At 70.6% G+C, this 26,464-nt stretch carries 26 protein-coding genes and 1 tRNA gene; 16 read left to right on the top strand and 11 right to left on the bottom strand.

Going from position 1 to position 26,464, the window contains the following annotated elements:
• Window positions 1–96 precede the first annotated feature (96 nt).
• Window positions 97–2,028 (bottom strand): bifunctional copper resistance protein CopD/cytochrome c oxidase assembly protein, encoded by a 1,932-nt coding sequence (locus ACZ7CH_RS39875; RefSeq protein ID WP_470376338.1) that lies wholly within the window; start codon window positions 2,026–2,028, stop codon window positions 97–99.
• A gap of 36 nt (window positions 2,029–2,064) precedes the next feature.
• On the opposite strand from ACZ7CH_RS39875, the gene ACZ7CH_RS39870 reads away from it, so the two are divergent.
• Window positions 2,065–2,589 (top strand): DUF3558 domain-containing protein, encoded by a 525-nt coding sequence (locus ACZ7CH_RS39870; RefSeq protein WP_458433975.1) that lies wholly within the window; start codon window positions 2,065–2,067, stop codon window positions 2,587–2,589.
• Here the strand turns inward: ACZ7CH_RS39870 and ACZ7CH_RS39865 are convergent.
• On the bottom strand, window positions 2,564–3,727 hold the full coding sequence (locus ACZ7CH_RS39865) for an MFS transporter (RefSeq protein WP_470376337.1): 1,164 nt from the start codon (window positions 3,725–3,727) through the stop codon (window positions 2,564–2,566). The two genes, ACZ7CH_RS39870 and ACZ7CH_RS39865, sit on opposite strands and share 26 nt — an antisense overlap.
• A gap of 73 nt (window positions 3,728–3,800) precedes the next feature.
• Here ACZ7CH_RS39865 and ACZ7CH_RS39860 point away from each other — a divergent pair, with 73 nt between their 5' ends.
• From ACZ7CH_RS39860 to ACZ7CH_RS39845, 4 genes are all read left to right on the top strand, one after another.
• On the top strand, window positions 3,801–4,880 hold the full coding sequence (locus ACZ7CH_RS39860; RefSeq protein ID WP_470376336.1) for a LacI family DNA-binding transcriptional regulator: 1,080 nt from the start codon (window positions 3,801–3,803) through the stop codon (window positions 4,878–4,880).
• A gap of 130 nt (window positions 4,881–5,010) precedes the next feature.
• A tRNA-Arg gene (locus tag ACZ7CH_RS39855) sits at window positions 5,011–5,083 on the top strand.
• A gap of 129 nt (window positions 5,084–5,212) precedes the next feature.
• Entirely contained in the window at window positions 5,213–6,457 is a 1,245-nt protein-coding gene (locus ACZ7CH_RS39850) for a helix-turn-helix domain-containing protein (RefSeq protein WP_470376335.1), read from the top strand.
• Between the two features lie 77 nt (window positions 6,458–6,534).
• Window positions 6,535–7,254, top strand: coding sequence for a MerR family transcriptional regulator (locus ACZ7CH_RS39845; protein WP_470376334.1), 720 nt, complete (start codon window positions 6,535–6,537; stop codon window positions 7,252–7,254).
• Window positions 7,255–7,292: 38 nt separating this feature from the next.
• Here ACZ7CH_RS39845 and ACZ7CH_RS39840 read toward each other — a convergent pair whose 3' ends face one another.
• Complete coding sequence (locus tag ACZ7CH_RS39840; RefSeq protein ID WP_470376333.1) at window positions 7,293–8,795, bottom strand: alpha/beta hydrolase; 1,503 nt, start codon at window positions 8,793–8,795, stop codon at window positions 7,293–7,295.
• An 87-nt stretch (window positions 8,796–8,882) separates the two neighbouring features.
• Between ACZ7CH_RS39840 and ACZ7CH_RS39835 the strand changes: the two genes are divergently transcribed.
• A complete protein-coding gene (locus ACZ7CH_RS39835) occupies window positions 8,883–9,266 on the top strand; it encodes a hypothetical protein (protein WP_470376332.1) in 384 nt (127 codons plus the stop codon).
• Here the strand turns inward: ACZ7CH_RS39835 and ACZ7CH_RS39830 are convergent.
• Window positions 9,242–10,048 (bottom strand): NAD(P)H-binding protein, encoded by an 807-nt coding sequence (locus ACZ7CH_RS39830; protein ID WP_470376331.1) that lies wholly within the window; start codon window positions 10,046–10,048, stop codon window positions 9,242–9,244. The genes ACZ7CH_RS39835 and ACZ7CH_RS39830 overlap by 25 nt on opposite strands.
• 90 nt (window positions 10,049–10,138) lie before the next feature.
• Here ACZ7CH_RS39830 and ACZ7CH_RS39825 point away from each other — a divergent pair, with 90 nt between their 5' ends.
• Complete coding sequence (locus ACZ7CH_RS39825) at window positions 10,139–10,933, top strand: AraC family transcriptional regulator (RefSeq protein ID WP_470376330.1); 795 nt, start codon at window positions 10,139–10,141, stop codon at window positions 10,931–10,933.
• A gap of 23 nt (window positions 10,934–10,956) precedes the next feature.
• On the opposite strand, the gene ACZ7CH_RS39820 is transcribed toward ACZ7CH_RS39825, so the two are convergent.
• Window positions 10,957–11,739, bottom strand: coding sequence for a DUF3152 domain-containing protein (locus ACZ7CH_RS39820; protein WP_470376329.1), 783 nt, complete (start codon window positions 11,737–11,739; stop codon window positions 10,957–10,959).
• Between the two features lie 79 nt (window positions 11,740–11,818).
• Between ACZ7CH_RS39820 and ACZ7CH_RS39815 the strand changes: the two genes are divergently transcribed.
• Both ACZ7CH_RS39815 and ACZ7CH_RS39810 read left to right on the top strand, forming a co-directional pair.
• On the top strand, window positions 11,819–12,484 hold the full coding sequence (locus ACZ7CH_RS39815) for a response regulator transcription factor (RefSeq protein ID WP_360400832.1): 666 nt from the start codon (window positions 11,819–11,821) through the stop codon (window positions 12,482–12,484).
• Window positions 12,481–14,190: a sensor histidine kinase gene (locus ACZ7CH_RS39810; protein ID WP_470376328.1), complete on the top strand. Its 1,710-nt coding sequence runs from the start codon at window positions 12,481–12,483 to the stop codon at window positions 14,188–14,190. Before ACZ7CH_RS39815 ends, ACZ7CH_RS39810 begins: the two co-directional genes overlap by 4 nt.
• On the opposite strand, the gene ACZ7CH_RS39805 is transcribed toward ACZ7CH_RS39810, so the two are convergent.
• Entirely contained in the window at window positions 14,174–14,980 is an 807-nt protein-coding gene (locus ACZ7CH_RS39805; protein ID WP_360400838.1) for an NAD(P)/FAD-dependent oxidoreductase, read from the bottom strand. The two genes, ACZ7CH_RS39810 and ACZ7CH_RS39805, sit on opposite strands and share 17 nt — an antisense overlap.
• 51 nt (window positions 14,981–15,031) lie before the next feature.
• Here ACZ7CH_RS39805 and ACZ7CH_RS39800 point away from each other — a divergent pair, with 51 nt between their 5' ends.
• Together ACZ7CH_RS39800 and ACZ7CH_RS39795 are read left to right on the top strand one after the other, a co-directional pair.
• Window positions 15,032–15,589, top strand: coding sequence for a helix-turn-helix domain-containing protein (locus tag ACZ7CH_RS39800; protein WP_360400840.1), 558 nt, complete (start codon window positions 15,032–15,034; stop codon window positions 15,587–15,589).
• Between the two features lie 9 nt (window positions 15,590–15,598).
• Entirely contained in the window at window positions 15,599–15,868 is a 270-nt protein-coding gene (locus tag ACZ7CH_RS39795) for a DUF2277 domain-containing protein (RefSeq protein WP_360400843.1), read from the top strand.
• On the opposite strand, the gene ACZ7CH_RS39790 is transcribed toward ACZ7CH_RS39795, so the two are convergent.
• Window positions 15,865–16,053, bottom strand: a complete 189-nt coding sequence (locus ACZ7CH_RS39790) for a hypothetical protein (protein ID WP_360400846.1) — start codon at window positions 16,051–16,053, stop codon at window positions 15,865–15,867. The genes ACZ7CH_RS39795 and ACZ7CH_RS39790 overlap by 4 nt on opposite strands.
• A 378-nt stretch (window positions 16,054–16,431) precedes the next feature.
• Between ACZ7CH_RS39790 and ACZ7CH_RS39785 the strand changes: the two genes are divergently transcribed.
• On the top strand, window positions 16,432–17,082 hold the full coding sequence (locus ACZ7CH_RS39785; RefSeq protein WP_360400849.1) for a hypothetical protein: 651 nt from the start codon (window positions 16,432–16,434) through the stop codon (window positions 17,080–17,082).
• Between the two features lie 329 nt (window positions 17,083–17,411).
• Here the strand turns inward: ACZ7CH_RS39785 and ACZ7CH_RS39780 are convergent, their stop codons facing one another.
• Together ACZ7CH_RS39780 and ACZ7CH_RS39775 are read right to left on the bottom strand one after the other, a co-directional pair.
• Window positions 17,412–18,059 carry an HNH endonuclease family protein gene (locus tag ACZ7CH_RS39780; protein WP_360400852.1) on the bottom strand — a complete coding sequence of 216 codons (648 nt, stop codon included), beginning with the start codon at window positions 18,057–18,059 and terminating at the stop codon, window positions 17,412–17,414.
• A 72-nt stretch (window positions 18,060–18,131) separates the two neighbouring features.
• A complete protein-coding gene (locus ACZ7CH_RS39775) occupies window positions 18,132–19,082 on the bottom strand; it encodes a methionyl-tRNA formyltransferase (RefSeq protein ID WP_360400855.1) in 951 nt (316 codons plus the stop codon).
• An 86-nt stretch (window positions 19,083–19,168) separates the two neighbouring features.
• On the opposite strand from ACZ7CH_RS39775, the gene ACZ7CH_RS39770 reads away from it, so the two are divergent.
• Window positions 19,169–20,425 carry a lysine N(6)-hydroxylase/L-ornithine N(5)-oxygenase family protein gene (locus ACZ7CH_RS39770; protein WP_470376327.1) on the top strand — a complete coding sequence of 419 codons (1,257 nt, stop codon included), beginning with the start codon at window positions 19,169–19,171 and terminating at the stop codon, window positions 20,423–20,425.
• Window positions 20,422–21,957: an amidohydrolase gene (locus ACZ7CH_RS39765; protein WP_470376326.1), complete on the top strand. Its 1,536-nt coding sequence runs from the start codon at window positions 20,422–20,424 to the stop codon at window positions 21,955–21,957. Before ACZ7CH_RS39770 ends, ACZ7CH_RS39765 begins: the two co-directional genes overlap by 4 nt.
• On the opposite strand, the gene ACZ7CH_RS39760 is transcribed toward ACZ7CH_RS39765, so the two are convergent.
• Together ACZ7CH_RS39760 and ACZ7CH_RS39755 are read right to left on the bottom strand one after the other, a co-directional pair.
• A complete protein-coding gene (locus ACZ7CH_RS39760) occupies window positions 21,935–22,261 on the bottom strand; it encodes an ArsR/SmtB family transcription factor (protein ID WP_360400864.1) in 327 nt (108 codons plus the stop codon). The two genes, ACZ7CH_RS39765 and ACZ7CH_RS39760, sit on opposite strands and share 23 nt — an antisense overlap.
• 39 nt (window positions 22,262–22,300) lie before the next feature.
• Window positions 22,301–23,110 (bottom strand): hypothetical protein, encoded by an 810-nt coding sequence (locus ACZ7CH_RS39755; RefSeq protein WP_360400867.1) that lies wholly within the window; start codon window positions 23,108–23,110, stop codon window positions 22,301–22,303.
• 150 nt (window positions 23,111–23,260) lie between these two features.
• Here ACZ7CH_RS39755 and ACZ7CH_RS39750 point away from each other — a divergent pair, with 150 nt between their 5' ends.
• Entirely contained in the window at window positions 23,261–24,730 is a 1,470-nt protein-coding gene (locus ACZ7CH_RS39750; RefSeq protein ID WP_470376325.1) for a CYTH and CHAD domain-containing protein, read from the top strand.
• 170 nt (window positions 24,731–24,900) lie between these two features.
• Entirely contained in the window at window positions 24,901–26,460 is a 1,560-nt protein-coding gene (locus ACZ7CH_RS39745) for a beta-N-acetylhexosaminidase (RefSeq protein WP_458434013.1), read from the top strand.
• The last annotated feature ends 4 nt before the right edge of the window (window positions 26,461–26,464 follow it).

Raw genomic sequence — 26,464 nt, 5'->3', positions numbered from 1 at the left:
ACTACAACACACGACGCGCCCACACCGCCCTCGGCGGCCAGCCACCCATCACCCGACTGACCGCCTAGACATCAACAACGTCACGAATCAGTACATCTAGTCCTTCCCGGACATCTTCCGCAGCATCGCGTTGTAGGCCTCGAGGTCGGCGTCGCCGTCGGCGTCGGCCTTGCGGTCCAACCGCTTCGCGTCCCGGCCGTCCTGCCGGGCCCACTGCGTGAGCAGGGCCACCATCACCACCAGCAACGGCAGCTCCCCCGCCGCCCACGCGATGCCGCCGCCGAGCCGCTGGTCCTCCAGCAGGTCCTGCACCCACGGCAGCGCCAGCCCGCGGTAGAACTGCTCGCCGATGACGTTCTGCGAGCTCATCAGCACGACGCCGAAGAACGCGTGGAACGGGATCGAGGCGAACAACAGGCCCAACCGCCCCAGCGGCGGCAGCTTGTTCGGTGACGGGTCCACGCCGATCACGGGCCAGTAGAAGACGTAGCCGGCGAGGATGAAGTGGGCATTCATGGCGAGGTGCGCCCAGTGGAACGGCAGCGCGGCCTCGAACAGCCCCGAGAAGTACAGCGCGTAGAACGAGCCAACGAACAACGCCAGCGCCACGAACGGGTTCGTGAGCAGACGTGCGACCGGTGAGTGCACGAACGCCAGGACCCACTCCCGCGGCCCCGGCACCTCCTTGCTCACCGGCAGGGCGCGCAACGCGAGCGTCACCGGGCCGCCCAGGACGAACAGGATCGGCGTGAGCATGGACAGCACCATGTGCGCTTCCATGTGCACGCTGAACATCGCGGGCGAATAGCGACCCATGCCCGACGACGTCGCGAACAGCAGCGAGAAGCACCCGCACAGCCACGCGGCGGTGCGCCCGACCGGCCACTTGTCGCCGCGCTTGGTGAGCCGGCGCACGCCCAGCACGTAGAGCACGGCGAGGATGACCGCGACCGTGCCGAAGATGAGGTCGAACCGCCAGTCGAACAAGATCCGCGCCAGGGTCGGCGGCCCGTCGAGCTCGTAGCCGATGGCGATCTCGGTGCGGCTGGGCAACGCGACGCTGCCGGTCGGCGGAGGTGTCCTGGCGAGCGCGACGGCGAGCCCGATCGTGAACATCATCAGCAGGACCTCGACGCCCGCGAGCTTCAGCAGCGCCGAGGGCCGGCCGTCGACCACGCCCTTCACGCCGCGTTCGCGCTGGAAGTACCCGAACACGCCGAGCACCACCAGGCAGGCGATCTTGCCGAGCGTCAGCCAGCCGTAGGTGGAGGTCACGAGGTCGCCGGGCGTGATCCTGACCAGCGCGTTCACCACGCCGGAGACGGCCAGGACGATCCAGCAGACCAGCGCCAGCTTCGAGAAGCGGGACGCGGCCAGCGGCAGGTGCGCACCGCCACGGCGCCCGTGTGCGAGCAATGCGATCAGACCGCCCACCCACAGCACCACGGCGACGAGGTGCCACAACAGGCTGTTGGTGGCCATGTCGTGCGAACCACCCGACGACGAGTGGCCGGTGACCGCGACCGGCACCAGCGCGAAGATCGCCACGAACAGCAGGACCGCGGTCCAGCCCCACGACAGCACCAGCCGGCAGCCGAGCGCGAGCAGCGCCACGACGATCGCCGTCAGCGCCCACGCCTTCGACTGCTCCAGCAACATCGACGTGTCGATCATCTGGGTGACCGTGAACGACGACACCGGCCGGTCGATGGCCGAGGCAGTGGTGAACGGCACAGACAGCACCGCGCCGACCAACCAGACCAGGGACGCCCATCCGGCCGTGCGCAACGCCGCGTACCCGTCGGCCGCGAGGTTCCCGGACTGCTGCGGTGGCACGAGGAACGCCGCCAGCAGCAACGAGCCAATGGTCACGACCGCACCCACCTCGGTGAGGACGCGCACGACGAGCAGACCGGCCGGCGGGTTGGGCGAGAGCGCGCTCAGCGCGACGGCGACGAGCGCCGCCACCGCGAAGCCGATGACGACGAGTGGGATCAGACCTGTTCTGGTCGAGCGCTCGATAGCCACGGCCTGGAGCCTACGCACCCTCTAGTGTTGCCCTGTGTGAGCCGTTCTCCCCTCCTGCTGGTGGTCGCGTTCGTCCTGGCCGGCTGCTCGTACAGCATCCAGGGCGATCCCGTGGCCGCACCGTTGCCGCCCGGCCCCGCCGTGGCGACACCGCGCAAGACGGCGAACGTCGACCCGTGCACGCTCATCGGCGACGACGACCTGAAGTCGATCGGCACGCCCAAGTACAAGCCGAGCCCGCAGAACGACAAGATCCCCCACTCGTGCCTGTTCGTCCTGAACGAGGACGCCCAGGTGATGGTGGCGGTGCCGTACCGGTCGTTCGACGAGTCGAAGAGCCGGCAGACGAAGGGCTCCGAGGTCCAGACGCTCAAGCACGCCACGTGGCTGTCCTGCGGCCAGGAGGGCGAGAACATGGTGTGCACGGCCACGATCGCGGTGTCGCGCAACGAGTCGTTGCTGGTCGCGATCAGCAAGAAGGCTTCGACCGGCACGCAGGCGACGAAGCTGCTGGAGCCGGTCGCCCAGACCGCCCTCAAACGCCTGCCGGCTGCCTCGTAGCCCGTTTCGCGAGCCAGGTCGCCGGGATGATGAGCGCGGTGACCAGCGCCACGAACCCGAGCGACAGCACGAGCGAGCTCACGTGCGCGAGCCCGCCCACGATCGGCGGCCCTGCGAGGAACCCGGTGTAGGCGATCGTGGTCACCAGCCCCAGCTCGCGTTCCCCGCCACTGCCGTCCGCGCGCTTGCCCGCTTCGCCCGCCAGGTCCATGACCACCGGGAACGAGAACGCGAGCCCCAGCCCGGCCAGCCCGAACCCGGCGTAGCCCGCGGCCGGGACCGGCACGAGGACGGTGAGCGCCAGCCCCGTCGCGGCCAGCCCGCCACCCGCGGCCAGCAGGCGGTGCGGCCCGAGCTTCCGCTGCACCGGCTCGCCGAACCACCGTGCGAGCGCCATCGTGACCGAGAAGCCCGCATAGGCGTACGCCGCCGCCGCGTCACCCATGCCCCGCTCACGCACCATGAACAACGCCGACCAGTCCGCTGTCGCCCCTTCCGCGATGGCACTGCACAACGCCACGGCCGCCAACAACCACAAGACAGGGCTCTTGAGGACGCTGGCACGTTCGGTGGCCTCTTGCCTATGCCGCTCCCCCACTCCTCCAGGAATGCTCTTCGCCACAATCGCCGTGACGATCAGGCCGATGAGCGCCGCAACCAGGAAGTGCCTCATGGGCGTCCACTGCGCTTGAGCGGCGGCAGCACTGCCCAACGACCCAATGAGGCCGCCGACGCTGAAGCCGGCGTGGAACTGCGGCACCAACGGCCGCCGCAGGTCGCGGACGACCGTGACGGCGGCGATGTTCATCGACACGTCCATCGCGGCGACGCTCGCGCCCAACGCGACCAGGCTCAGCCCCATCTGCAACGGCGACTGCGACAGCGCCAGCACCGGCAGAAGGAGCGGACAGAGGAGGGTGCTCGCTATCAGCACCCCTCGCGACCCGTAGACGGCACAGATCCGGGCCGCCACGGGCGCGGTGAACGCCAGCCCGGCGCTCGCACCGAGCAACGCGAGCCCGAGGACGCCCTCGTCGGCACCGACCTGGCTGGCGAGTGCGGGCACGCGGGAGGCCCAAGTGCCGAAGACGGCGCCGTTCAGCAGGAAGACGACGAACGTGACGAGCCGTGGGGACATGTCCCCCAGCATGACTGAAGCGCTTCAGAGTCGCCAACTCCCTTCTCGCGCCTCCTCGCCTACGATGCTGTCCGTGGACTCCGACCGCCGCCGCAGGCCGACGCTGGACACCGTCGCCGCCGCGGTCGGGGTATCGCGGGCAACGGTGTCGAACGCGTACAACCGCCCCGACCAACTCTCGTCGTCGTTGCGCGAACGCATCCTCGAGACGGCGCGCTCTCTGGGCTATGCGGGCCCAGACCCCGTTGCACGCTCACTGGCCACACGGTCGTCAGCCGCCGTGGGCTTCATGCTGCCGCAGGGCCTCCGCGGGGCGTTCACGGATCCAGCGCTGTCCATCGTGCTTGACGGCCTCGCACAGACCGTGGACGGCCACGACCACAGCCTCGTCCTCATGCCCGGCGACACCACAGGCGGACCACGCCCCTCAATCGTGACGCGCGCGCAAGCGGACGTGATGGTCGCCTACTCACTTCCCGACTCCGCACCGGCACTGGACGCCGTGGCCACCCGCGGCCTGCCGCTCGTGGTGATCGACCAGCCCGAGCTGCCCGACTCCGCACGCGTCGAGGTCCAGGACCACCGGGGCACCTCGCTCGCAGCGGAACACCTGCTTTCCCTGGGCCACACCCGCTTCGGCGTGCTCATGTTCGCGCTTCACCCGGACGGCGCATCCGGCCCGGTCTCCGCCGACCGCCGATCGGCCGTGCCGTTCCGCGTGAGCCGCGACCGCCTGGCCGGCTACCTGGACACTTTGGCAAAAGCCGGGGTGCAACCGGACAATGTTCCGGTGTGGGAGGCGCGCGGCAGTGATCGCGAGCTCGGACGTCTCGGCGCGCGGTGGCTGCTCACCCGCACGCCCCGGCCGAGCGCTTTGCTGTGCGCTTCGGACCAACTGGCGTTCGGCGCACTCCGAGCCGCCCGCGACCTAGGCCTTTCGGTGCCCTCCGACGTGTCGATCGCAGGCTTCGACGACGTCCCCGAGGCGGCCTACAGCGACCCACCGCTGACCACGGTGCGTCAACCCCTGGCCGACAAGGGCCGCCGAGCCGGCGAACTTGCCCTGGAACTACTGGCCGGCAGCAGACCGCCCCGGCCGACGAGACTCGACGTTTCCCTCGTGGAGAGAGCCTCAACAGCCCTCAGAACGTGATCCGTGTCACGTTTACCCCGTTTCCGCCACCCGTTTGGCCGTAGGGCGGAAACGGACGATCGACTCCGGACGATGTGTCCGGTGGGGGCAGCGGGCGACCACGCATCGTGGCCGCTCCCGCACCCCTCCAGCCTCTGTAGCTCAGTGGAGAGAGCGAGGGACTTCTAATCCCGAGGTCGCAGGTTCGAATCCTGCCAGGGGCGCTACACCGCAGGTAGCAAGCATGTGGGCCGATCTCCTCGGAGGTCGGCCCAGTGCTTGTCCAGCATCTTCATCCGGTTGGCGTCAAACCTTTCAGACCAGCTGCCGCCTGGTGACGGTTCACTGAGCAAGTGGCCGCGAACCAGGGAGGCTGGACGATGGCAGGTGATGTCCCGAACTGGGCACGGCGCATCCGTGCGTTGCGCCAGGCACGTGGCTGGTCTGAGGCGGAGGCCGCCGCCGAGATGCGTCGGCACACCAACGAACCGCTGGCGAGCGCCCACCACCTCGTCCGTCATTGGCAGGCCTGGGAGCGCGGGGAGAACAAGCCCAGCAGCCACTACGCCCCGATCATCGCCGCAGCCCTTCACACAGTCACGGCCAGCCTGTTCCCACCCGACAACCGCACCCGGTCCGCTCTCGAGATCTCCAACGCGACCGGCATGGACACGCTGGAACTCATGACACGCCTGCGGACGTCCTCGATCGACAACGCGACCTTGGAGGCACTGCGGTTCACGGTTGACCAGCTGTGTTCCGAGTACGCGCACAGCCGCCCGGACGAACTCCTCCGGGAAGGACGTCGCTGGCTGCGTCGCGTCGTCGAGGTGCGGCATTCGAGTTCCAGTCGGTGGCGCGACGCCTTGGAGCTCGCCGGGTGGCTCGCGCTCCTCGTGGGCTGCCTCGAACACGACATGGGTGATCGGGGCAGCGCGGAGGCCAGTCGCAGGACCGCGCTGAGCCTCGGCGCTGAGGCGGGAAGCGCCGGCGTGCTCGGCTGGGCGCATGAGATGCGCGCGTGGTTCGCGCTGACCGCCGGGGACTACTCCGGTGCTGTGGTTGCGGCGCGATCAGGGCAGGACGTCGCTGGGCCGCGCCACTCCGTCGCCGTGCAGCTCATCGCGCAAGAAGCCAAGGCTTGGGCGCGAATGGGCGAGCGAGCCGAGATGGAACGCGCGCTCGACCGCGGTCGGTCGTTGCTGGAGTCGATGCCGTATCCGGACAACCCCGAGAACCACTTCGTGGTGGACCCGGACAAGTTCGACTTCTACGTCATGGACTGCTACCGCCACGTCGGAGACGACCGGCGCGCCAGCGGGATCGCCGACGAGGTCATCAGGGTTAGCACCGGTCCCGGAGGTTTCGAGCGCGCACCCATGCGGATCGCGGAAGCGAGGGTGACCCTGGGGGTTGCGGCGGGTCGTGCGGGCGATCTGGAAGGTGCGATCGCCTTCGGGCGCCGTGCGCTGGGAGGCGATCGGAAGTCGTTGCCTTCTCTGAAGATGGTGTCCCGCGACCTCGCTGTCGTCCTCGGCAACCGGTTCGGTGGCGAACCTGCCGTCCGTTCCTACCTCGATGAGCTTCGGTCCATCTAGCCGGTTGCCCCTGAGCGCGCGTTGAGTGTGCCGTTGCGGCATGGTTTTGACTGGACGCGGCGAAGGGAGTGCGGGGCGTGGGGTGGAGCACCCGGCAGTTGGCGGAGCTGGCCGACACGACGTTGCGCACCATCCGGCACTACCACGAGGTGGGGTTGCTGGCGGAGCCGGAGCGCAGGGCCAACGGGTACAAGAGTTACGGGGTGGCGCACCTGGTGCGGGTGTTGCGCGTCAAGCGGTTGACCGGGCTTGGGTTGTCGTTGGCGCGGATCGCTGAGCTCGGGGAGGCGGATGAGCACCCGGAGGAGGCGTTGCGGGCGCTTGATGCGGAGTTGGCGAGCACCATTGAGCGGTTGCAGCGGGTGCGGGTGGAGTTGGGGGTGATCCTGCGGCAGGCGTCGCCCACCGAGTTGCCGCCGGCGGTGGCGAAGGTGGTGGCGGAGGCGGACCTGTCTGCGGCGGATCGGGCGTTTTCCGTGGTGTTGGCGCAGGTGTTGGCGCCGGAGACGTTCGCACGGTATGCGGAGTCGGTGCGGGAGCACGGGCGGTGGCCGGTGGAGGTCGAGTTCGACGAGCTGGCCGAGGACGCGGACGAGGGGACTCGGCAGCGGCTTGCGGAGGCGATGCTGGAGTTGCCGATCGTGCGGGAGATGAAGGTGATGTTCCCCGGTGGGATCTACGCCGACGCGCCGCGTGGGGCGAAGTACGCCAGTGAGGCTGCGGGGCGGGCGTTGGTGGACCTGTACAACTCGGCGCAGCTCGACGTGCTGGTGCGGATGGGGCGGAGCCGGGAGTGAGCTCGGCACCGTCCACACCGGACGGTGCCGAGCGGGTGCTAGGCGAACGGGGCCTGGTCGACGGCGCAGGTGCGCTGGGTCGGCAGGACGCCGGTGAACAGGTACTCGCGCTTGGCCTTCTCCGCGCACGTGCTGCGGACGTACATCGAGGTGTGGCCGGAGCCCTCGACGGTCAGGAAGCCGGTGCGGGCCATCTCCGCGGCGCCGTCCTGCGCGCCGTGCAGCGGGGTGGCCGGGTCGAACCTGCTGTTGACGAACAGGATCGGCGCGGAGGTCCAGCGGTTCCACGGGCCGGTGTAGCGGTCGGTGTCACGACCCTGCCAGAACGCGCACGGCATCATGTCGTACACGATCGGGCGGCCCCAGTACGGGACGCGCTCGTCCTCGCTCTTGCCGTACCTGGTGTACGCGGCGGTGTCGCGCGGGAAGTTGCTGTCGGAGCACTGGACCGCGTTGAACGCCTCGGTGCGGTTGGAGATGTAGTCCGGTGCGGCGGCGGCGGCGGTGCGGGTGAGCGCGGGTTGCGTCTCCCACACGGTCTGCAGGACCTGGGCGGTGGACTGCCAGGTGTCGGGCTGGGACATCGCGTCCCACACCGTGCCGATCAGCGCGGCGCGGTCGAACGTGCCGTCGGGTGTGGTGATCGGTGTCGCGGTCACCTTGGTGACGAGGTCCGCCCACTTCTTCTTCAGGTCACCGCCGGCGAACGCGCACTTCGTGGCTGCTGCCGCGCACTGGGTCAGGAACTGGTCGAACGTCTCGGCGGTGCCGCGCGGCACGTCCTGGCGGGTGTCCAGCGGCACGGTCCTGCCCTGGTTGCCGTGGCCGGTGGCGTTGCCGATGAAGTCGAGTGAGCCGTCGAACACGAGCGCGCGCACCTTGTCCGGGAACAGGTTCGCGTAGATCGCGCCGAGGTGCGTGCCGTAGGAGATGCCGTGGTAGGTCAGCTTCTTGTCACCGACGGCCTTGCGCAGCAGGTCGAGGTCGCGGGCGGTGTTCGCCGACGAGACGTGGTCGAGCAGGTCGCCCGACCTGTCCTCGCAGCGCTGGGCGAACTCCTGGTGCTTGGCGTGGAACGCGGGCTCGTCCGCGGCCGTGACCGGGTAGAGCGGGATGGAGTTCAGGAACGCCTGCTGGTCCTCGACGGAGTCGAAGCAGCGCACGGTCGCGCTCCTGCCGATGCCGCGCGGGTCCCACGACACGACGTCGAAGCGGGAGCGCAGCTCGGACGAGAACAGCCACTCCCACCTGGCGCGGGCGCGCAGCCGGTCGACGCCGGACGAGCCGGGGCCGCCGAAGTTCACGAACAGCGAGCCGATCCGCTTGCCCGGGTCGGTCGCGGGCAGGCGGATCAGCGCGAGGTCGATCTTCGTGCCACGCGGCTGGTCGTGGTCGAGCGGTACCTCGGCGGTGGCGCACTGGAACCCGTCCTGGCAGTCCTGCCAGGACAGCGCCGGGGTCTGGGCCCCGGACCCGGCCTGGGCGGTCGCCGCCGGTGCCAGACCGACCAGCAGCGCCGCCGCCATCAACAGTGGTTTCACGAGATCAACTCCCCAGTTGGTTCCGATCATGACGACGCCGGTGACAGTCAACCGGTTGCCTCGCGATTCCGCGCGTTACCGTGACGCGTGGACAAGACGCGGGTGGGCATCGGTGTGGTGGTCGCGGTGCTCGTCGTGCAGACCCTGGCCAGTCTGGTGTGGAGCGCTGACACGACGCTGACGGGCATCGCGCTCGCGTTCAACGCGGTGGCGGCGATGTCGACCGGGTTGCTCGTGCGCCGGGGAGGGCGGGCGGCCTGGGCGGTGGTCGGCTGGTGCGCGGGGTTCTTCGGGTGGCACGTGCTGGGGCTCGGTGCGCTCGCCGGCTGGTGGACGACCGGGCTGGAGGCCGCGTTCCTGGTCGCGGGGCAGTACCGGCTCTCGGTCGTCTACCAGGCCCTGCTGACGGCGGCCGCGGGGTTCGCGGTGCACCTGCTGCTGCCGCGTCAGCCCCAGGTGTCGGCCACGTAGGTGTCGAAGTCGGTGGCCGGGCGGCCGAGCAGCCGTGCGATGTCGTCGGCCGGGGTCGCGAGCAGGCCCTTGCGCATCCCCTCGAACATGCCGTTCAGCTCCGCGGCTTCCTCCTCCGAGACGCCGTACGAGAGCAACACGTCCCGGTACTCCTCCGGCGTCAGCCGGACCAGCTCGATCGCGCGCCCGGTCCGTGCGCCGATCTTGGCGACCGCGTCGGCGAACGTCACCCCGGCGGGCCCGCTCAGGTCGTAGGTCTGCCCGGCGTGGTCCGCGGTGAACGCCTTGACCGCCACGTCGGCGATGTCCCGCACGTCCACGAACGGCTCCGGGGTGTCGTCCACCGGCAGCGACAACCGGCCGGCGCGGACCTCCGGTTCCCAGATCTCCTCGGAGAAGTTCTGGGTGAAGTTGTTGGCGCGCAGCACGGTCCAGTCCAGCCCGGAGGCGCGCACGGCGTCCTCGGCCGCGTGCATGCCCGCGAACACGTGGCGCGGGGTCCGGTCGAGGCCGCGACCGGAGAGCAGCACCAGGCGGCGGACGCCCTGCTCTTCGGCCAGTTCGACGAACGGTGCCGCGTCGGCCGGGTCGTGCGGTGCGATCAGGTACGCGCCGGTCACACCTGTGAGGGCGGGCCGCCAGGTGGAGCGGTCGGTCCAGTCGAAGCGGACCGCGCTGGAACGGGACGCGGGGCGGACGGTCGCGCCGGCGCCGCGGAGGGCGTCGGCCACGCGGCGGCCGGTCTTGCCGGTGGCGCCCAGAACCAAGATCTCCTGTGTCATGGCGTCCAGCCAACCGGGACCGGCGCGATCGGCCCATGTCCGAGAGTTCATCGATGATGTTCGATCGTTCGAGCCACTATCGTGGGTGTCATGGACCCGTTCGAGGAGTTGCTGCGCGGGGTGCGCGCGGACGGCGGTGACCTGCGCCGGTCGGAGGTCATCGGCACCGTCGAGTGCGACCGCCTCGCCGTGTACGCGCTGGTGTCCGGCTGGGTGGAGGTCGCGGGCGAGACCGCGCGGGCGGGCGACGTCCTGGTCGCGCGCGGACCGTTCACGCTGACCGGGCGGGCCGAGGTGGTGACCGGGACCTACGACCTCACCGGTGCCGTCGCGAGCAGGCTCGCCGCGGTGCTGCCCGAGGTGCTGGTGTCCCGCGGCACGGAGGGGTGTGCGGAGTTCTACGGCACGCTCGACGAGGAGTCGGGCGTGGTGGCGGACCGGTTGCTGGACTGGATCATGGTGTGCGGCCTGCGGACCTGGTTCGACAGCGAGCACCGCACCGGCTGGTTCGGCGCGCTGGCCGACGACGTGGCCGGTCCGGCGTTGCGGGCGATGCACGCGGACCCGGCGCGGCCGTGGACGCTCGCGTTGCTGGCCAGGGAGGCGAAGGTGTCGCGCACGACGCTGGCCGGCCGGTTCGCGAAGCTGGTCGGCACGCCGCCGCTGACGTACCTGACCGAGTGGCGGATGGCACTGGCCGCCGACCTGCTGACGGACTCGACGGCCACGGTCGCCGCGGTGGCCAAGCGGGTCGGGTACGCGGACGCGTTCGGGTTCAGCGCCGCGTTCAAGCGGGTGCACGGGGTCAGCCCGAGCGAGTACCGCGCGGGGGCGCGTGTGCTGTCAAGCGACCGGGAACACGCGCGCGAACTGGTGGTCCACTAGCTCGGCCGTCATGACGACCACGGTCACGGATGCGGCCACGGGTTCGGCGCGCACGTCTTGCCGTCCCGCGGGATGACCGCGCCCTGCGGCACGCCACCGGTGATGCGCACGATCTCGTCGTTGGAGACGCTGAAGGTCTGCTGCATCATCACCGGCGCCGGTCCGCCCTCAGCCGCGCAGGGCCGGTGGGGCTGGCCGAACGCGTGGCCCACCTCGTGGTTGACCACGTACCGCCGGTACCCCGTGAGGTCGCCGAGGTAGGCGACGGCTCCGCGGGTCCAGCGGGCGGCGCTGAGGTGGACGAGACCGCCGTCGCGGCACGACACGTCGACCGGGATCTCGAACCCGCACACCGCGCGGGCCGTCTGCTGCGAGGTCAGGCGGATGCGCACGAAGGCGGCCCCGGAGACGCGCTGCACCCGGCGGGCGCCGGTCGCGGTCCAGCCGCGCGGGTCGGCCAGGGTGGCGTCGACGAACGCGGCGAAGGCCTGTTCATCCACCGGGATGCCGTCCTCGACCTCGACGGCGTAGGTGTGCACCGGGCCGCCGGTGCCGACGACCTGGCCCTCGGCGGGGACGACGTGGAACGTGCCGGCGCCCGCGACCGGGAAGTCCGGGCCGTCGGGCAGGTCGGAGCCGGACGCGTAGACGCGCGCCACCGGCGGCGCCGCAGGTGCCGCGGACGGCGTTGTCGACGTGGTGGTCGTCGGCGCCGCGGCCGGGGACGTCTCCGCGACCGGCTGGGTCGTCGTGAGCAGCACCGCCGCCACCGCGCACGCCCCCAGCGACACGTACAGCCTCTTCATGGCGACCACGCTCGCCGTAACTGATGAAGAACCTGTTTGCGACCCGCTTGACTGTCGTGAAGGACTGCATACTGCCCACGTGTGCGCCCACATCCTCGTCGCCGAGGACAACGTCCACCAGGCCGAGCTGGTGCGCCGCTACCTGGAGCACGACGGGCATTCCGTGGTCGTCGTGCACGACGGGCGGGCGGCGATCGACGAGACCCGGCGGCGCAACCCCGACCTGCTGGTGCTGGACGTGATGATGCCGCTGGTGGACGGCATCGACGTGGTGCGCGTGGTCCGCGCGGAGTCCGACGTGCCGATCGTGCTGCTGACCGCCCGCTCCACCGAGGACGACGTGCTGCTCGGGTTCGACCTCGGCGCCGACGACTACATCACCAAGCCGTTCCGGCCGCGGCAGATGGTGGCGCGGGTCCGCACGATCCTGCGGCGTGCCGGCCGGGCGCGTGAGACGAACGCGGCGGTGCTCAGGGTGGGTGACCTGGTGGTCGACCCGGTCCGGCACGAGGTGCACCTCGGCGACGACCCGGTGGCGCTGACCCCGGCGGAGTTCCGGTTGCTGGCGAAGATGGCCGCGCAGCCGCAGCGGGTGTTCACGCGCGAACAGCTGCTGGAGGACGGGTTCATCACCGCGCGAACCGTGGACGTGCACATGATGAAGCTGCGCCGCAAGATCGAGAAGGACCCGCGGCGACCCGAGCGGCTCCTCACCGTCTACGGCATCGGCTACAAGCTCGCATGAACAGCCTCCTGGTCCGGTTCTTCCTGTTCTCCCTGGTGATCGCGGCCTGTTCGATCGCCGTCACGGCCTGGCTCGCGAGCCAGGCGACGACCGGCACGATCCGGCAGGAGCAGGGCGAGGCCTTCGAGACCGACGCGCGGATCATCGACGAGCTGGTGGCGTACGCGGCGGCGCACCGCGACTGGAGCGCGGCGAAGTCCGAAGTGGACCGCATCGCGCGCGAGCACGACCGGCGCATCGCCCTGACCGACAACAGCGGCAAGAAGTTGGTGGACACCGGAAACGAGAGCTCGCCAAAGCTGCCCATCACCCCGAAGGCGATCATCGACCCGTTGAACGTCAACGGGCGCATCGACCCGCGGGCGGTGGGACCGTTCAAGCTCACCGACGAGGAGTACCGGACGCTGCACGCCCACGCCGACCGGCTGGGCCAGTGCAACTCCTCCATCAGGACCGTGGACGCGCCCAACGGCCGGCCGCGGCTGGCGGGCGACGAACCCGGCCGGCTCTCGATCTGGGACGACTGCGAGGCCGGGGAACGGCTCTACACCCTCACGGTGACGGAGAAGGCGGCGTACGGGGAGCTGCAGCGGTTGTTCGCCGAGTGCCTGGAGGAGGAGTTCCCCGGCGGGCGGGTCATGGCCAAGTCGCCGGGCCCCGCGGCGCTGGACTGGGAGATCACGACCGTCCGCGACTCGCCGCCCGAGGACGTGGCGTGCATGGACCGCGCGCGGCGCGAGCAGCTGCGGCCGCACGTCGCCGAGCAGGCGCAGCTGTTCCTCACGCCGGTGACCGGCGACGAGCCGATGACGATCGACCTGTCCACCACCGGCACGACCCGGATCACGCTGGTGGCGCTGGGAATCCTCGCGCTCGCCGGGTTCGCGTCGTGGCTCACCGCGGCGCAGCTGGTGCGGCCGATCCGGGCGCTCACCGCGGCCACGAAGCGCACCGCCGAAGGGGATCGGACGGCGCGGGTCGACGGCGGCAGCGGCGAGATCGGCGAGCTGGCGCGGTCGTTCAACGCGATGTCGGAGAAGCTGGCCGAGACCGAACGGCAGCGGCAGGCGCTGGTCAGCGACGTCGCGCACGAGCTGCGCACGCCGCTGGGCACCATCACCGGCTGGCTGGAGGCCACCCAGGACGGGCTGGCCGAGCCGGACCCGCACCTGGTCGGCATGCTGCTGGAGGAGTCGCTGCTGCTGCAACGGCTCGTGGACGACCTGCACGACCTGGCGCAGGCCGACGCGGGCACGCTGCGGCTGCACCCCGAGCCGATCGCGCTCGACGACGTCGTGGACCAGGTCGTGAACGCGCAGCAGAACCGGTCGGTCCTGCTGCGCGCGGAGACCACGCCGGTGCACGCCACCGCCGACCCGGTGCGGCTGCGGCAGGCGCTGGGCAACCTCGTCGCGAACGCCGTGCGCTACACGCCCGCCGGTGGCGAGGTCGTCGTGAAGTTGTTCGAGGACAACGGCAACGCGGTCGTCGAGGTCACCGACACCGGCACCGGGATCGCGGCGGAGGACCTGCCGCACGTGTTCGACCGGTTCTGGCGCGCGGACAAGTCGCGCAGCCGCAGCACGGGCGGCAGCGGGCTCGGGCTCGCGATCACCCGGCACCTGGTGGAGGCGCACGGCGGCACGGTGTCGGTGACGAGCGCCCCTGGCGAGGGGTCGGCGTTCCGGATCAGCCTGCCGGTGTGAGCAGGTCCATGTTGATCATCCCGGCGGCCTGGGCGCCCTGCGCGGCGGCGACGACCACGATGGCGGTGGGGTCGGCGACGTTGCCCGCCGCGTAGACACCGGGGACGCTGGTGCGGCCGAACCGGTCGGTGCGCACGAACGGACCGGCGATGGTGTCCTCGGTCTCGGCCCCCAGGGCGAGCAGGTGCTCGTCGCGCGGCTTGACCGGCGCGGAGTACACGAGCGCGTCGGCCGGGTGGCGTTCGCCGTTCGAGATCACCGCGACCAGCCGGTCGTCGACCACCTCGACGCCGTCGACCGACTCGACGTGCGTGACGTCGGCGGACCACTGCCGCACGAGCGCCACCTTCTTCTCCTCGCCGAACACGACAAGCCGCTGGTCGCGCACCTCGTAGCCGTGGCAGTACGGGCAGCCGAAGACGTCACGGCCCCAGCGCTCGCGCAGGTTTTCCGGCACCTCGTCGACCAGCCCGGTCGCGAACAGCACGGCGCGCGCTCCGACGGTGCGCTCAGCCAGCCGGACGGCGAACCCGTCGTCCCGTTTCGCCACGGACCGCACCTCGTCCCGCACGATCTCGCCGCCGTAGCCCTCGACCTCGGCACGGCCGTGCTTGAGCAGCTCCAACGGTGAGAAGCCGTCTCGGGAGAGGTAGTTGTGCATGTGCGCGGCGGGCTGGTTGCGCGGTTCACCGCTGTCGACCACCAGGACGCTGCGGCGCGCCCTGGTCAGCATCAGGGCGGCGCTCAGGCCGGCCGCTCCCCCGCCGATGATCACCACTTCGTAGTCCATGGGACCGAGGATGTGGTCGACAGCCCGAAAACGGCAACGTATGTTGCTGAAATGGCAACACTGGGACATCGGCTCGCCGCGTTGCGGGCCGAGCACGACCTGACCTTGGCGGAGCTGTCCGAGAGGACGGGCATCTCCAAGTCGACGCTGTCGCGCCTGGAGACCGACCAGCGCAAGCCGACGCTGGAGCTGCTGCTGCCGCTGTCGCGCACCTACCAGGTCACGCTGGACGACCTGGTCGGAGCGCCGGAGGTCGGTGACCCGAGGGTGCAGCTGAAGCCGCGCCAGCTCGACCACGGCCGCGTCGCCGTCCCGCTGACCCGCTCGATCGGCCCGCTGCAGGCGTGGAAGATGATCATCACCGACGACCGGCTGCACGAGCCGCGCGTGCACGAGGGCTACGAGTGGTTCTACGTGCTCAGCGGACGGGTCCGGCTGCGCCTGGGCGAGAAGGAGGTCGTGCTGCGGGCCGGCGAGGTGGCCGAGTTCGACTGCCGCCAGCCGCACGCGATGAGCAGCGCGGACGGCAGGCCCGCGGAGATCATCAGCCTGTTCGGCAAGCAGGGCGAACGCATCCACACCCGCGCCGCGCCGCCGAAGCGGTCATAGAGTGGGCGCATGTGCCGAAACATCCGGGTGCTCCACAACTTCGAACCGCCGGCCACCTCGTCGGAGGTGCAGGCCGCCGCGGTGCAGTACGTGCGCAAGGTCAGCGGTGCGGCCAAGCCGTCCGCCGCGAACCAGGAGGCCTTCGACCGGGCGGTGGCGGCCGTCGCGGCGGCCACGCAGGAACTGCTCGACGCGCTGGTGACGTCGGCGCCGCCGAAGGACCGCGAGGTCGAGGCGGCCAAGGCGAAGGCGCGGGCCGCCGAGCGCTACGCGCGCTAGTCCCCGGTGCGGGTGTCGAGGTACATGCAGATGAGCTTGGCGGCGACACCGGCGGAACCGACGATGAACGCCTGGTCCGGGCCGAGGGTGAGGGCGATGGCCCACAGCAGCAGCGCGATCAGCACGAGGATGACCGTCACCTGCGCGGCGTGCGGCCACTGGCCGAGGCGGACGGGCCACCTCATCGGCCGACGGGCACCCTCCCTTTCGGGTGAACGTCCAGCGGCCTGAACCGCCTTTCCCGCCATCGTGCTCCCTCGCTGCGAAATCTCCTGGTGAACCCATTGTCTTCAGTTGATCTTCTACGCAGGGTTACTCCTGCTGGTCGTGCGGTGAGCGTTGGGTGAGCGTCGGCGAACGGCAGACGAGCGGTCGGGTGGCTGATCGGTTGCCGGTCCGTCACGGTCTGTTCACCGAATGAGGCCCAGGGCACCACCCTGAGTGCCACACGATTGAGTGAACAAGCAACACTACGTAATCACTAGCCCGTTCGGAGCAGCGCCGTTTTTGTCAGACCCCTCCGCTAACGTCAGGTGAAGAAGGCGGTACGAGGGGAGAAAACGTTGCCGGACAACAACGTCAGCGTCACCGCACTGTCGTTCACCGAGTACGTCATGAGCGGTCAGCGTGGACGCATCAACATCGTGTCGGAACAACGGGGGATGTACCTGACCGACGACCCGAGGGTCTGCGGCTTCTACAACCCGATCCGCGACGCCATGCGCCGAGCGGTCAACTCCACCGAACCCGAGCTGGAGCTGAAGAAGGCCGTCATGGCCGCCAACCGCACCGGCCAGCCGCGGGCGTTCGAGGAGATCGCCGACGGCTTCCTGCCCTGGCTCGCCGCGTTCAAGGCGACCGGCGTGCCGGTCGAGGGCACCACCTACCGGGCCGGCGAGCTCACGCTCCGGGTGCGCCCGCACCTGGGTCTGCGGCGCAAGGACGGCTCCACCTACGCGGTGCTCGTCCACACCAAGGAGGTGCCGCTGACCAGGGAGGCGGCGAACGTCGGCCTGCGGATACTGCAGCACACCACCGCCGGCACGCTGCCGGGCGCCACGCCGATGGTGCTCGACGCGCGGCGCGGCAAGGCCTACCAGATGCCCAAGCGCACGAACCTGGGCAAGCTCGACGTGCTGATCGCGGCCGAGGCGATGGGCTACGTGACGCACTGGAAGCTGTCCGGCCTGTTCGAGTCGGTCCAGGTCGGCTAGCTCCGGCGCGACTCGGCCCGTCCACAACCGGGCCGGGTCACCGCGCGGATGTCGTTGCAGCCGGTCTCAGGTGCGAGTGGTCGTCCGCGGGTGGATGACCGGCGTGCGGTCAACGGTGTTGTTCAAGGCCAAGACCGGGGTGTCGTGGCGTGACCTGCCCGAGCGGACAAGGGCTGCTCCAGCAAGCCCATCCGCTCTCGCCTGAGCCGCCGCGGCATCCGGGCCACCATCCCCGAACGCCGCGGTCGACAAGCCAGCCGGGCCCGCCGCGGCCGGGCCGGGTCACCGCGCGGATGTCGTCGCCCACCGGCGACGTGCCCCCGAGGCGGTCAGCAGGCCTTGAGCAGCGCGGCCAGCGCGTCGTGCTCGGCCTGGTCGACGGTCAGCTTGTAGCTGATCTTCACCGAGATCCAGTGCTGGGCGTAGGTGCACCAGTAGGACTCCACCGGCGGCTTCCACTTCGCCGGGTCCTGGTCGCCCTTGCCGCGGTTGGTCTTCGCGGTCACGGCGACCAGCTGGATGCCGCCGAGGTCGTTTGCGAACGCCTTGCGCTGCTCGTCGGTCCACTTGTCGGCGCCGGAGCGCCAGGCCTCGGCCAGCGGCACGGTGTGGTCGATGTCGATCTCGGCCGCGTCCTTGACCACCACGTTGTCGTACGGGCTGGTCCAGGTGCCGGAGACGGCCTTGCAGTCCTTGTCCGTCGTGACGTCGGCGCCCTGGCGCTGCAGCACGATCTCCCTGGTGTCGCAGGAGTCCCCCTGCGACGCCCAGTGCGGGAACCGGTCGCGGCTGTAGCCGGTCATCTTGCCCTCGGGCGCGATCTGCAGCGCGTTGAGGTCGGTCGAGCTGCCCGGCCGCGGTGCCGGCGTGCTGGTCGTCGTGGGCCCGTCGTCCTTCGACTGGAGCTCCGTCAGGTACCAGCCCACTGCCACCAGCAGCACGAAGACGACAAGTGACGTCACCGCAGCGCGATTCATGCGGCAATGATCGACCATGCGGGTCACGGGCAGGTCACCCGGCCCGTGATTCCGCATGCCGGACGAGCGGTGTTACTGCGGACGCGAGGTCAGGTAGCCGCCCATGGTGCGGAAGTACTCCTGCGCCTTGAGCTCGGTGCCGTCCGCGGTGCGAACCTTCTTGACCAGCAACGCCTTGCTGCGACCGCGACGGGCCTCTGCGCCGGCGACGACCGCCACGCCGTCGCCCTCGCGGTAGAAGATGCGGCCGGGGGTGCCGCCGTAGACCTCGGCGGAGACGTCGGCCTCGATGATCTCCAGGCGCTCACCGCGGTGGAAGCAGAACGCGCTCGGGTACGGCGCGCACTGCGCCCGCACCAGCCGGTCCAGCTCCTCCGCGCTCCAGGTGAAGTCGATGCGCAGGTCCTCCTCCGCGCGCTTGTGGAAGAAGGAGGCCTGCGACCGGTCCTGCTTGGTGAAGTCCGTGCGCCCGGAGGCGATCTCGGCGAGGCCGTCGACGGTGATCGGGCCGAACAGCTCCAGCGTCTTGGCGAACAGGTCGGCGGCGGTGTCGCGCGGGCCGACGGGGACCGAGCGCTGCAGCACGATGTCGCCGGCGTCGAGGGTGTCGTCCATCATGTGCGCGGTCACGCCGACCTCCTTCTCGTCGTTGATCAGCGCCCAGATCAACGGGGAGAAGCCCGCGTACTTCGGCAGCAGCGAGTCGTGCACGTTCAGCGTGCCGCGCTTGGGCAGGGCGAAGACCTGCGGCGGGATCCACGTCCGCCAGTTGCACGCGACGATCACGTCCGGGTCGGCGGCCTTGAGCGCGTCGAGCAGCTCCTGGTCCTCCGGCCGTTCGCGGATCAGGACGTCGACGCCGTTCTCGCGGGCCAGGTCCTCGACCGAGTCGCTCCAGACCTTCTCGTACACGCCCTCACCCCTCGGGTGGGTCACCACCAGGACGACCTCGTGCTCAGATGCCAAAAGTGCCTGCAGGGTGCGATGACCCCAGGTCTGGAACCCGAACATGACGACCCTCATGGGGGTGTCCTCCTTCGACGCGGTGAGATACGGTCAGGCTAACCTAACGAAGTGCTTGCAGATAAGCTTAGGCTGCCCTAAGTTGAATGCTCGTGCACCCCATCTACGACGTCGTCGGCATCGGGTTCGGACCTTCCAACCTGGCGCTCGCCATCGCTCTCACCGAGCACAACGAGCAGGCCGAAACCCCTGTCACCGCGGTGTTCCTGGAACGCCAGCAGGCGTTCGGCTGGCATCGCGGCATGTTGCTCGACGACGCCACGATGCAGGTCTCGTTCCTCAAGGACCTGGTCACCATGCGGAACCCGACCAGCCGCTTCTCGTTCCTGTGCTACCTCAAGGACCGCGGCCGGCTCGTCGACTTCGTCAACCACAAGAACCTGTTCCCGCTGCGGGTCGAGTTCCACGACTACTTCGAGTGGGCCGCCGCGCAGGTCGACGACCTGGTCACCTACGACGCGGAAGCCGTTGGCGTGGAAGCGGTCGAGGACGACCTGTTCGAGGTGACGACCGCCACGGGTGACGTCTACCGCGCCCGCAACCTCGTCTTCGCCACGGGTCTGCGCCCGACCGTTCCCGAGGGCGTCGTGCTGTCGGACCGCGTGTGGCACAACAGCCAGTTCCTGCACCGCGTCGGTGAGCTCAAGGACCCGAAGCGCCTTGTCGTCGTGGGTGCCGGGCAGAGCGCGGCGGAAGCGGTCGCCCACCTGCACCGCGAGTTCCCCGGTGCCGAGATCTGCTCGGTGTTCTCCCGCTACGGCTACAGCCCCGCCGACGACAGCTCGTTCGCGAACCGGATCTTCGACCCGGAGGCCGTCGACCACTACTTCGACGCGCCGGACGCGGTGAAGCAGCGGTTGATGGACTACCACCGCAACACCAACTACTCCGTGGTCGACGTCGACCTCATCGCCCAGCTGTACCGGACCACCTACCGGGAGAAGGTGCTCGGCACCGAGCGGCTGAAGATGATGAACATGACCCGGCTCGTGGCGGTCGAGGAGTCCGCGACCGGCGCCCGTGCCGTGGTGCAGTCGCTCGTCACCGGCGAGCAGGAGTTCCTCGACACCGACCTGGTGCTGCTCGCGACCGGCTACGACGAGGCCACGCCGGCCCTCGGTGCGCTCGACGCGACGTGCGCCCGTGACGCCGCGGGGCGGCTCGTCGTGGGCCGGGACTACCGCGTGCGGACGTCGTTGCGCGGCGGCATCTACGTCCAGGGCGGCACCGAGCACTCGCACGGCATCACGTCGTCGCTGTTGTCCAACGTCGCGGTGCGGTCAGGTGAGATCCTGGACTCCGTGCTGACCAACACCCCCGTGCCGGTCCTCGCGACCGCGTGAGACTCGACCTGAAGCTGACGGGCTGCCGGGCCCTCACGATGGACCCGGCCCGCCCCGCCGCGCACACGATCGGCATCTGGCAGGGCCGCATCGCCGGGCTGGACGAGCAGGTCGAGGACCTGTCGGCGGCCGAGACCATCGACCTCGGCGGCGCCGTGGTGCTTCCCGGTTTCATCGACGCGCACACGCACCTGGCGTGGAACGGCCGGCGCACCGTCGACGTGACCGGGCTGGACACCGTCGCCGCCGTGCAGCACGCGTTGGCCGACGCACCCGGCACGGCGTGGATCGAGGCGTCCGGCTACGACCGGCGGATCATGGACCGCCCGCTGACCGCGGTGGACCTCGACGCGATCAGCGGCGACCGGCCGGTGTACGTGGCCGACCTGTCCGGGCACGCGTGCGTCGTGAACTCCGCCGTGCTGCGCCAGCTGCCGGGCATCACGAGCGACGGCTGGCTGACCGAGAACGAACAGCTGGCCGCGCGGTCGTTGCGGCTGCCCTACTCGGTCGACGAGGTCGTCGACGAGCTGCGGCGCAGTGCGGAGCAGGTGCTGGCCGAGGGCGTGACGATGTGCGCGGAGGCGGGCATCGGCGCCGGGCTGATCGCGTCGAGCCCGCTGGAGGCCCTGGCCTACCAACGGGCCGAGCTGCCGATCCGGGTGCAGCTCATGGTGTCCGCACACGTGCTGCACGACGTGGCCGCCGATCCGGCCGATGGCATCGCACGGGCGATCGACCTCGGGCTGCGCACCGGGTTCGGCGACGACATGCTGTCGTTGGGCGCCATGAAGCTGTGGACCGACGGCGGCATGATCGCGCGCACGGCCGCGTTGACCGAACCGTACGCCGGGAGCGACAACGTCGGGCAGCTCGCCGAGCCGGAGGAGCTCATGCGGGCGGCGATCGCCGACGCGCACAACGCCGGGTGGCAGCTCGCGGTCCACGCGATCGGCGACCGTGCGATCGACTTCACCCTCGACGCGGTGGCGCGGGCGCAGTCCGCACGACCGCGCCCGGACGCCCGGCACCGGGTCGAGCACTGCGGCCTGGTGCGTCCCGAACAGCTCGGGCGGATCGCGGCCCTCGAGATGATCCCCGTCGTCCAGCCGACGTTCCTGTGGGCCTACGGCGACGACTACAGCGAGATCATGGGACCGGGCCGGGCGCCCTGGCTGTACCGCGGGCGGTCGTTCCTCGACCACGGCATCACCGTGGCGGGCAGCTCCGACCGGCCGGTCGCGGACGGCGCACCGTTGCGCGGCATCGAGTTCATGGTGCGGCGGCGGTCGTCCGGCGGTCGCGCGGTCGGTCAGGACGAGGCGATCAGCGTCGAGGAGGCGATCCGCGCGTACACGCTCGGCAGCGCCTACGCGTGCCGCAAGGAGGACGTGCTGGGCAGCCTCGCCCCTGGCAAGCTCGCCGACCTCGTGGTGCTCGGCGACGACCCGCGCACCAGCGACGCGATCGCCGACATCCCCGTGCTGGCCACGATGGTCGGCGGGAACCTCATGCCTCAGCGATCCGCTTGAGCCTGGCGAGGCGGCTGTCCCACTGCGAGGCCAGCGACGCCATCCAGGAGGCGGTGGCGTCGAGCGCGTCGGACCGGACCGAGAAGCAGTTCTCCCGGCCGGCCCGCCGCGACGTCACCAGCTCGGCGCGTTCGAGCACGGCCAGGTGCTTCACGATCGCCTGGCGGCTGACCGGGAGCTCGCCCGCGAGCGCCGACGCCGACACCGGGCCGCGGGCGGCGACGAGGTCGAGGACCTGGCGGCGCATGGGGTCCGCGAGCGCGGCGAGGACCTCGCTGACCCGGTCCTGATCGTCCTGCTTCACCCTGCGGAGCCCTCCTGCAACCGTGCGGTTGCAGCAAGGCTACTGGAGGTGGAACGTGGCGGCCAGCGTCGCGAGCCGGTCGGCGACGTCGGCGTGGACGTCGGCCCGGCGCACCCACGCCTCGGTGCCGCTGCTCGCGGACGGCGGCGTGCCCAGCGGCGAGACCGCGTCGGTGACGCCGTACTCCAGCCGGTAGGCGAGGACCGCGATCGCCGACTCCAGCCAGAACGACGGGTCCGGCGCGGTGATCTCGCCCAGGCCGACGCGGAACCACACCGGCATCCGCGCGTACTGCCCGAGCGCGTCGGAGATGCGGCGGGCGGCGGCGTCCCTGATCTCGGCGCGGGCCTTCTCGCCCGCGCGCACGGCCTCGGTGCGCCACTCCTCGCCGACGGCCTCCTCGTCGGCCGCCAGCCGTTCGGCCGCGCGGAGCGCACTGGCCTCGTTGGCGTGGATCAGCCACTCCACCTGGCGCACCTCGTGGCTGAGGGCGTCGCGTTCGAAGCGCGGCACCCGTCCGCTGGCGAGCCTGGAGCGGGCCTCGTCGCGGCGCGCCTTGAGGCCCTCGAACTCCAGCACCTCCCGGCGCAGCTCGACCCGCATCGGGTCGGCGAGGAGCTCCTGCTCCGCGTCCCACGCCGTCCGCAGCGCACTGACCAGCGGCGCGATGTCGTCGGCGACCGCGTCGAGGTCCACCAGCGCGCCGTCGCCGGCACCGGACAGCCTGCGCTCCAGCGCCGTGAGCCGCGCCGTCACCCGCTCCAGCTCCGCGGCGAGCTGGCCGACGTGGCTGATCAGCGTGGCGACCTGCGGTTCGACGACGTCGAGGCGTTCCTTCTCCGTGGGCACGCGACCAGCGAACCGGACGGTGCCCGACCGGCCAAGGCGCGTACTCCTGATTGCACGCCATCGAGTACCGCTTCCGCCCGGCCGAGGCACGCGCCCTCACCCACCGTCACGACGCGGGTGAACTGGGCCGAAGCGGGGTATGAATGGGAAATGGCGACCTCTGCTACCGAGACCGAACGCAAGTACGAGGCCCCATCGGACGCGAGTCTGCCGGACCTCACCGAGATCACCGGTGTCGTGACGGGCCCCGAGGAGTTCGACCTCGAAGCCACCTACTTCGACACCGACGACTACCGCCTCGCCCGCGCCGGCGTGACCCTGCGCAGGCGCGTCGGCGGTCACGACGAGGGCTGGCACCTCAAGCTGCCCGCCGGCACCGACTCGCGCCAGGAGCTGCACGCCCCGCTCGGCCGCGCCGTGAAGACACCGCCGAAGGACCTCACGTCCCTGGTGCGCGCCCACACCCGCGGCTCGTCCCTGGCGCCGGTGGCGCAGATCAAGACGAACCGCCGCCGCTGGCAGCTGTCCAACGGCGACGGCGAGGTGCTGGCCGAGGTCGTCGACGACGTGGTGACCGCCCAGACCATGGGGTCGTCCACCCGCACCACCTCGTGGCGCGAGATCGAGGTCGAGCTCGGCACCGGCGACCGCGCCCTGCTCGACACCGTCGAACAGCACCTGGGCGACGCGGGCATCCACCGCTCGTCGTCGGCCTCGAAGCTCTCGCAGGTGATCGGCGTCAAGCGCGACCCGATACCGCGCGTGACGAAGAAGTCCACGGCGGGGGACGTCGTCCTCGCCTACCTGCACGAGCAACGCGCCGCCCTGCAGAACGAGGACCCGCGCGTGCGCCGCAGCGAGGACGACGCCGTGCACCAGATGCGCGTCGCCACCCGCCGCATGCGCTCGGCACTGCAGGCGTTCGGCAAGGTCGTCGACCGCGACGCCACCCGCACCCTGACCGACGAGCTGAAGTGGCTCGCGGGCGTCCTGGGCACCTCCCGTGACCTGGAGGTGCTGCGGACGCGCTTCGAGCAGGCCCTGCACGCCCTCCCGCCGGAGCTGGCCCTCGGTGACGTGGCCGCACGCCTCACCCGCCACTTCGCCCCGCGCGAGGCCGCCGCCCACGAGGCCTCCGTCGCCGCCCTCGACGACGAGCGCTACTTCGCCCTGCTGAACTCCATCGACACCCTGCTCACCGATCCCCCGCTCACCCCGCTCGCCGCGGGCAGGGCCAAGGACGTCCTGCCCAAGCTCGTGGAGAGGGCCCGCCACCGCCTGGACGCCCGCATCAAGACCGCCCTCGCCACCGACGACAGCGATACGCCCCTGCACGAGGCCCGCAAGGCCGCGAAGCGCCTGCGCTACTCCGCCGAGGTCGCCGAACCCGCGCTCGGCAAGCACGCCACGGCCCTGCGCAAGCGCGCCAAGGAGGTGCAGACCCTGCTCGGCGACCACCAGGACTCCGTCGTGGCCCGGCCGGTGCTGCTGGAGCTGGGACGGGGCGACGACAACGGGTTCACGTTCGGGCTGCTGTACGGGCAGGAGGTGGAGCTCGCCCACCGGACGGAGGCGGCGCTTCCGGCGCTGTGGCACAAGCTGTCGAAGGAACACCCTTAGACCGCAGGGATTCAGGGTCGGGCCGGGGGCGGGACGTCCCGCCCCCGGCCCGTTCGCGCAAGCCTCCGGGAACCGGCACAATTGGTCTGGACCTTGACATCCCGGCCGGGCGCTGAAACCGTGATCCCCAGCGCCGCCGCCACTTCGCTCCCTGCCCTGGAGGACGAGTCGTGGCACGACATCGAGCCAAATCCGCCCTGGCGGCCGTGCTGATCGCCGCATCTGGAGTCCTGGTGACCGGTACCGCCGACGCAGCCCCACCGCCCCCGCAGCTCGTTCCGCACCCCGCCCAGCTGACCGCGCGTCCCGGCGTGTTCACGCTGTCGCCGTCCGCCAAGATCCAGGTGACCACGCGGCACGCCGCCGCGCCCGCCGAGCTCCTGGCCGACACCCTGCGGCCCTCCACCGGTTTCCGCCTGCCGGTCACCGACCGGCTCGGCCACACCGGGATCGTCTTCGCGGGCGGCGCCGACCGGAAGGTCGGTCCCGAGGGCTACCAGCTCGACGTGACGCCGAGGCAGGTGGTCATCCGCGCCAACACGGCGGCCGGCCACTTCAACGGCGTGGCCACGTTGCGCCAGCTGTTGCCCGCCAAGGCGGAGGCGAAGCGGAAGCAGCCCGGGCCGTGGCAGGTCAGGGGCGCGAGCATCACGGACTTCCCGCGCTACCACCACCGCGGCGCGATGCTCGACGTCAGCCGGCACTTCTTCACCACCGACCAGGTGAAGCGCTACGTCGACCAGCTCGCCACGTTCAAGGTCAACTACTTCCACCTCCACCTGTCCGACGACCAGGGGTGGCGGCTGGAGATCAAGTCGTGGCCCGAGCTGACGAAGATCGGCGGCAGCACCGAGGTCGGCGGCCGCACCGGCCGGCTCTACTACACGCAGCAGCAGTACAAGGACCTCGTCGCGCACGCGGCGTCGCGCGGCATCACGGTGATCCCCGAGTTCGACATGCCGGGTCATACCAACGCCGCCCAGGCGAGCTACGCCGAGCTGAACTGCGACGGCCAGAAGCGGCCGCTCTACACCGGCATCGAGGTCGGCTTCTCGTCGTTGTGCATCAACAACGACGTCACGTACCGGTTCGTCGAGGACGTCGTCCGCGAGGTCTCGGCGATCACGCCCGGTCCGTACTTCCACCTCGGCGGCGACGAGGCCCACTCGACCTCCGACGCGGACTACCAGACGTTCATGGACCGCGCGCTGCCGATCGTGAAGAAGTACGGCAAGACCACCGTCGGCTGGCACGAGTTCGTCAAGACCACCACCGACACCTCCGTCGTCCCGCAGTTCTGGGGCACCAAGACGACCAACGCGGACGTGGCCGCGGCGGCCCAGCGCGGCAACAAGGTGCTCATGTCGCCGGCGAACCGGGTCTACCTCGACATGAAGTACGACAAGAACACCGCACTCGGCCTCAGCTGGGCCGGGTACGTCGAGGTGAAGGACGCTTACAGCTGGAACCCCGGCGCGTACCTCGACGGGGTCGGCGAGGCCAGTGTCCGCGGCGTCGAGGCTCCACTGTGGACGGAGACGCTGCGGACGACGGCCGACATCGAGCACATGGCGTTCCCGCGCCTGCCCGTGGTGGCCGAGCTCGGCTGGGCACCCGCCTCGGTCCACGACTGGGAGCGGTTCGCGCCGCGGCTGGGCGCGCAGGCACCCCGGTGGGAGGCGATGGGCATCGGCTACTACGCCTCCCCTCAGGTGCCCTGGCGCAAGTGAGCGG

The sequence above is a fragment of the Lentzea sp. NPDC037011 genome, from assembly GCF_055607425.1.
The sequence above is the reverse complement of the archived record's forward strand: the minus strand, read 5'-3'. Positions and strand labels throughout refer to the sequence as shown.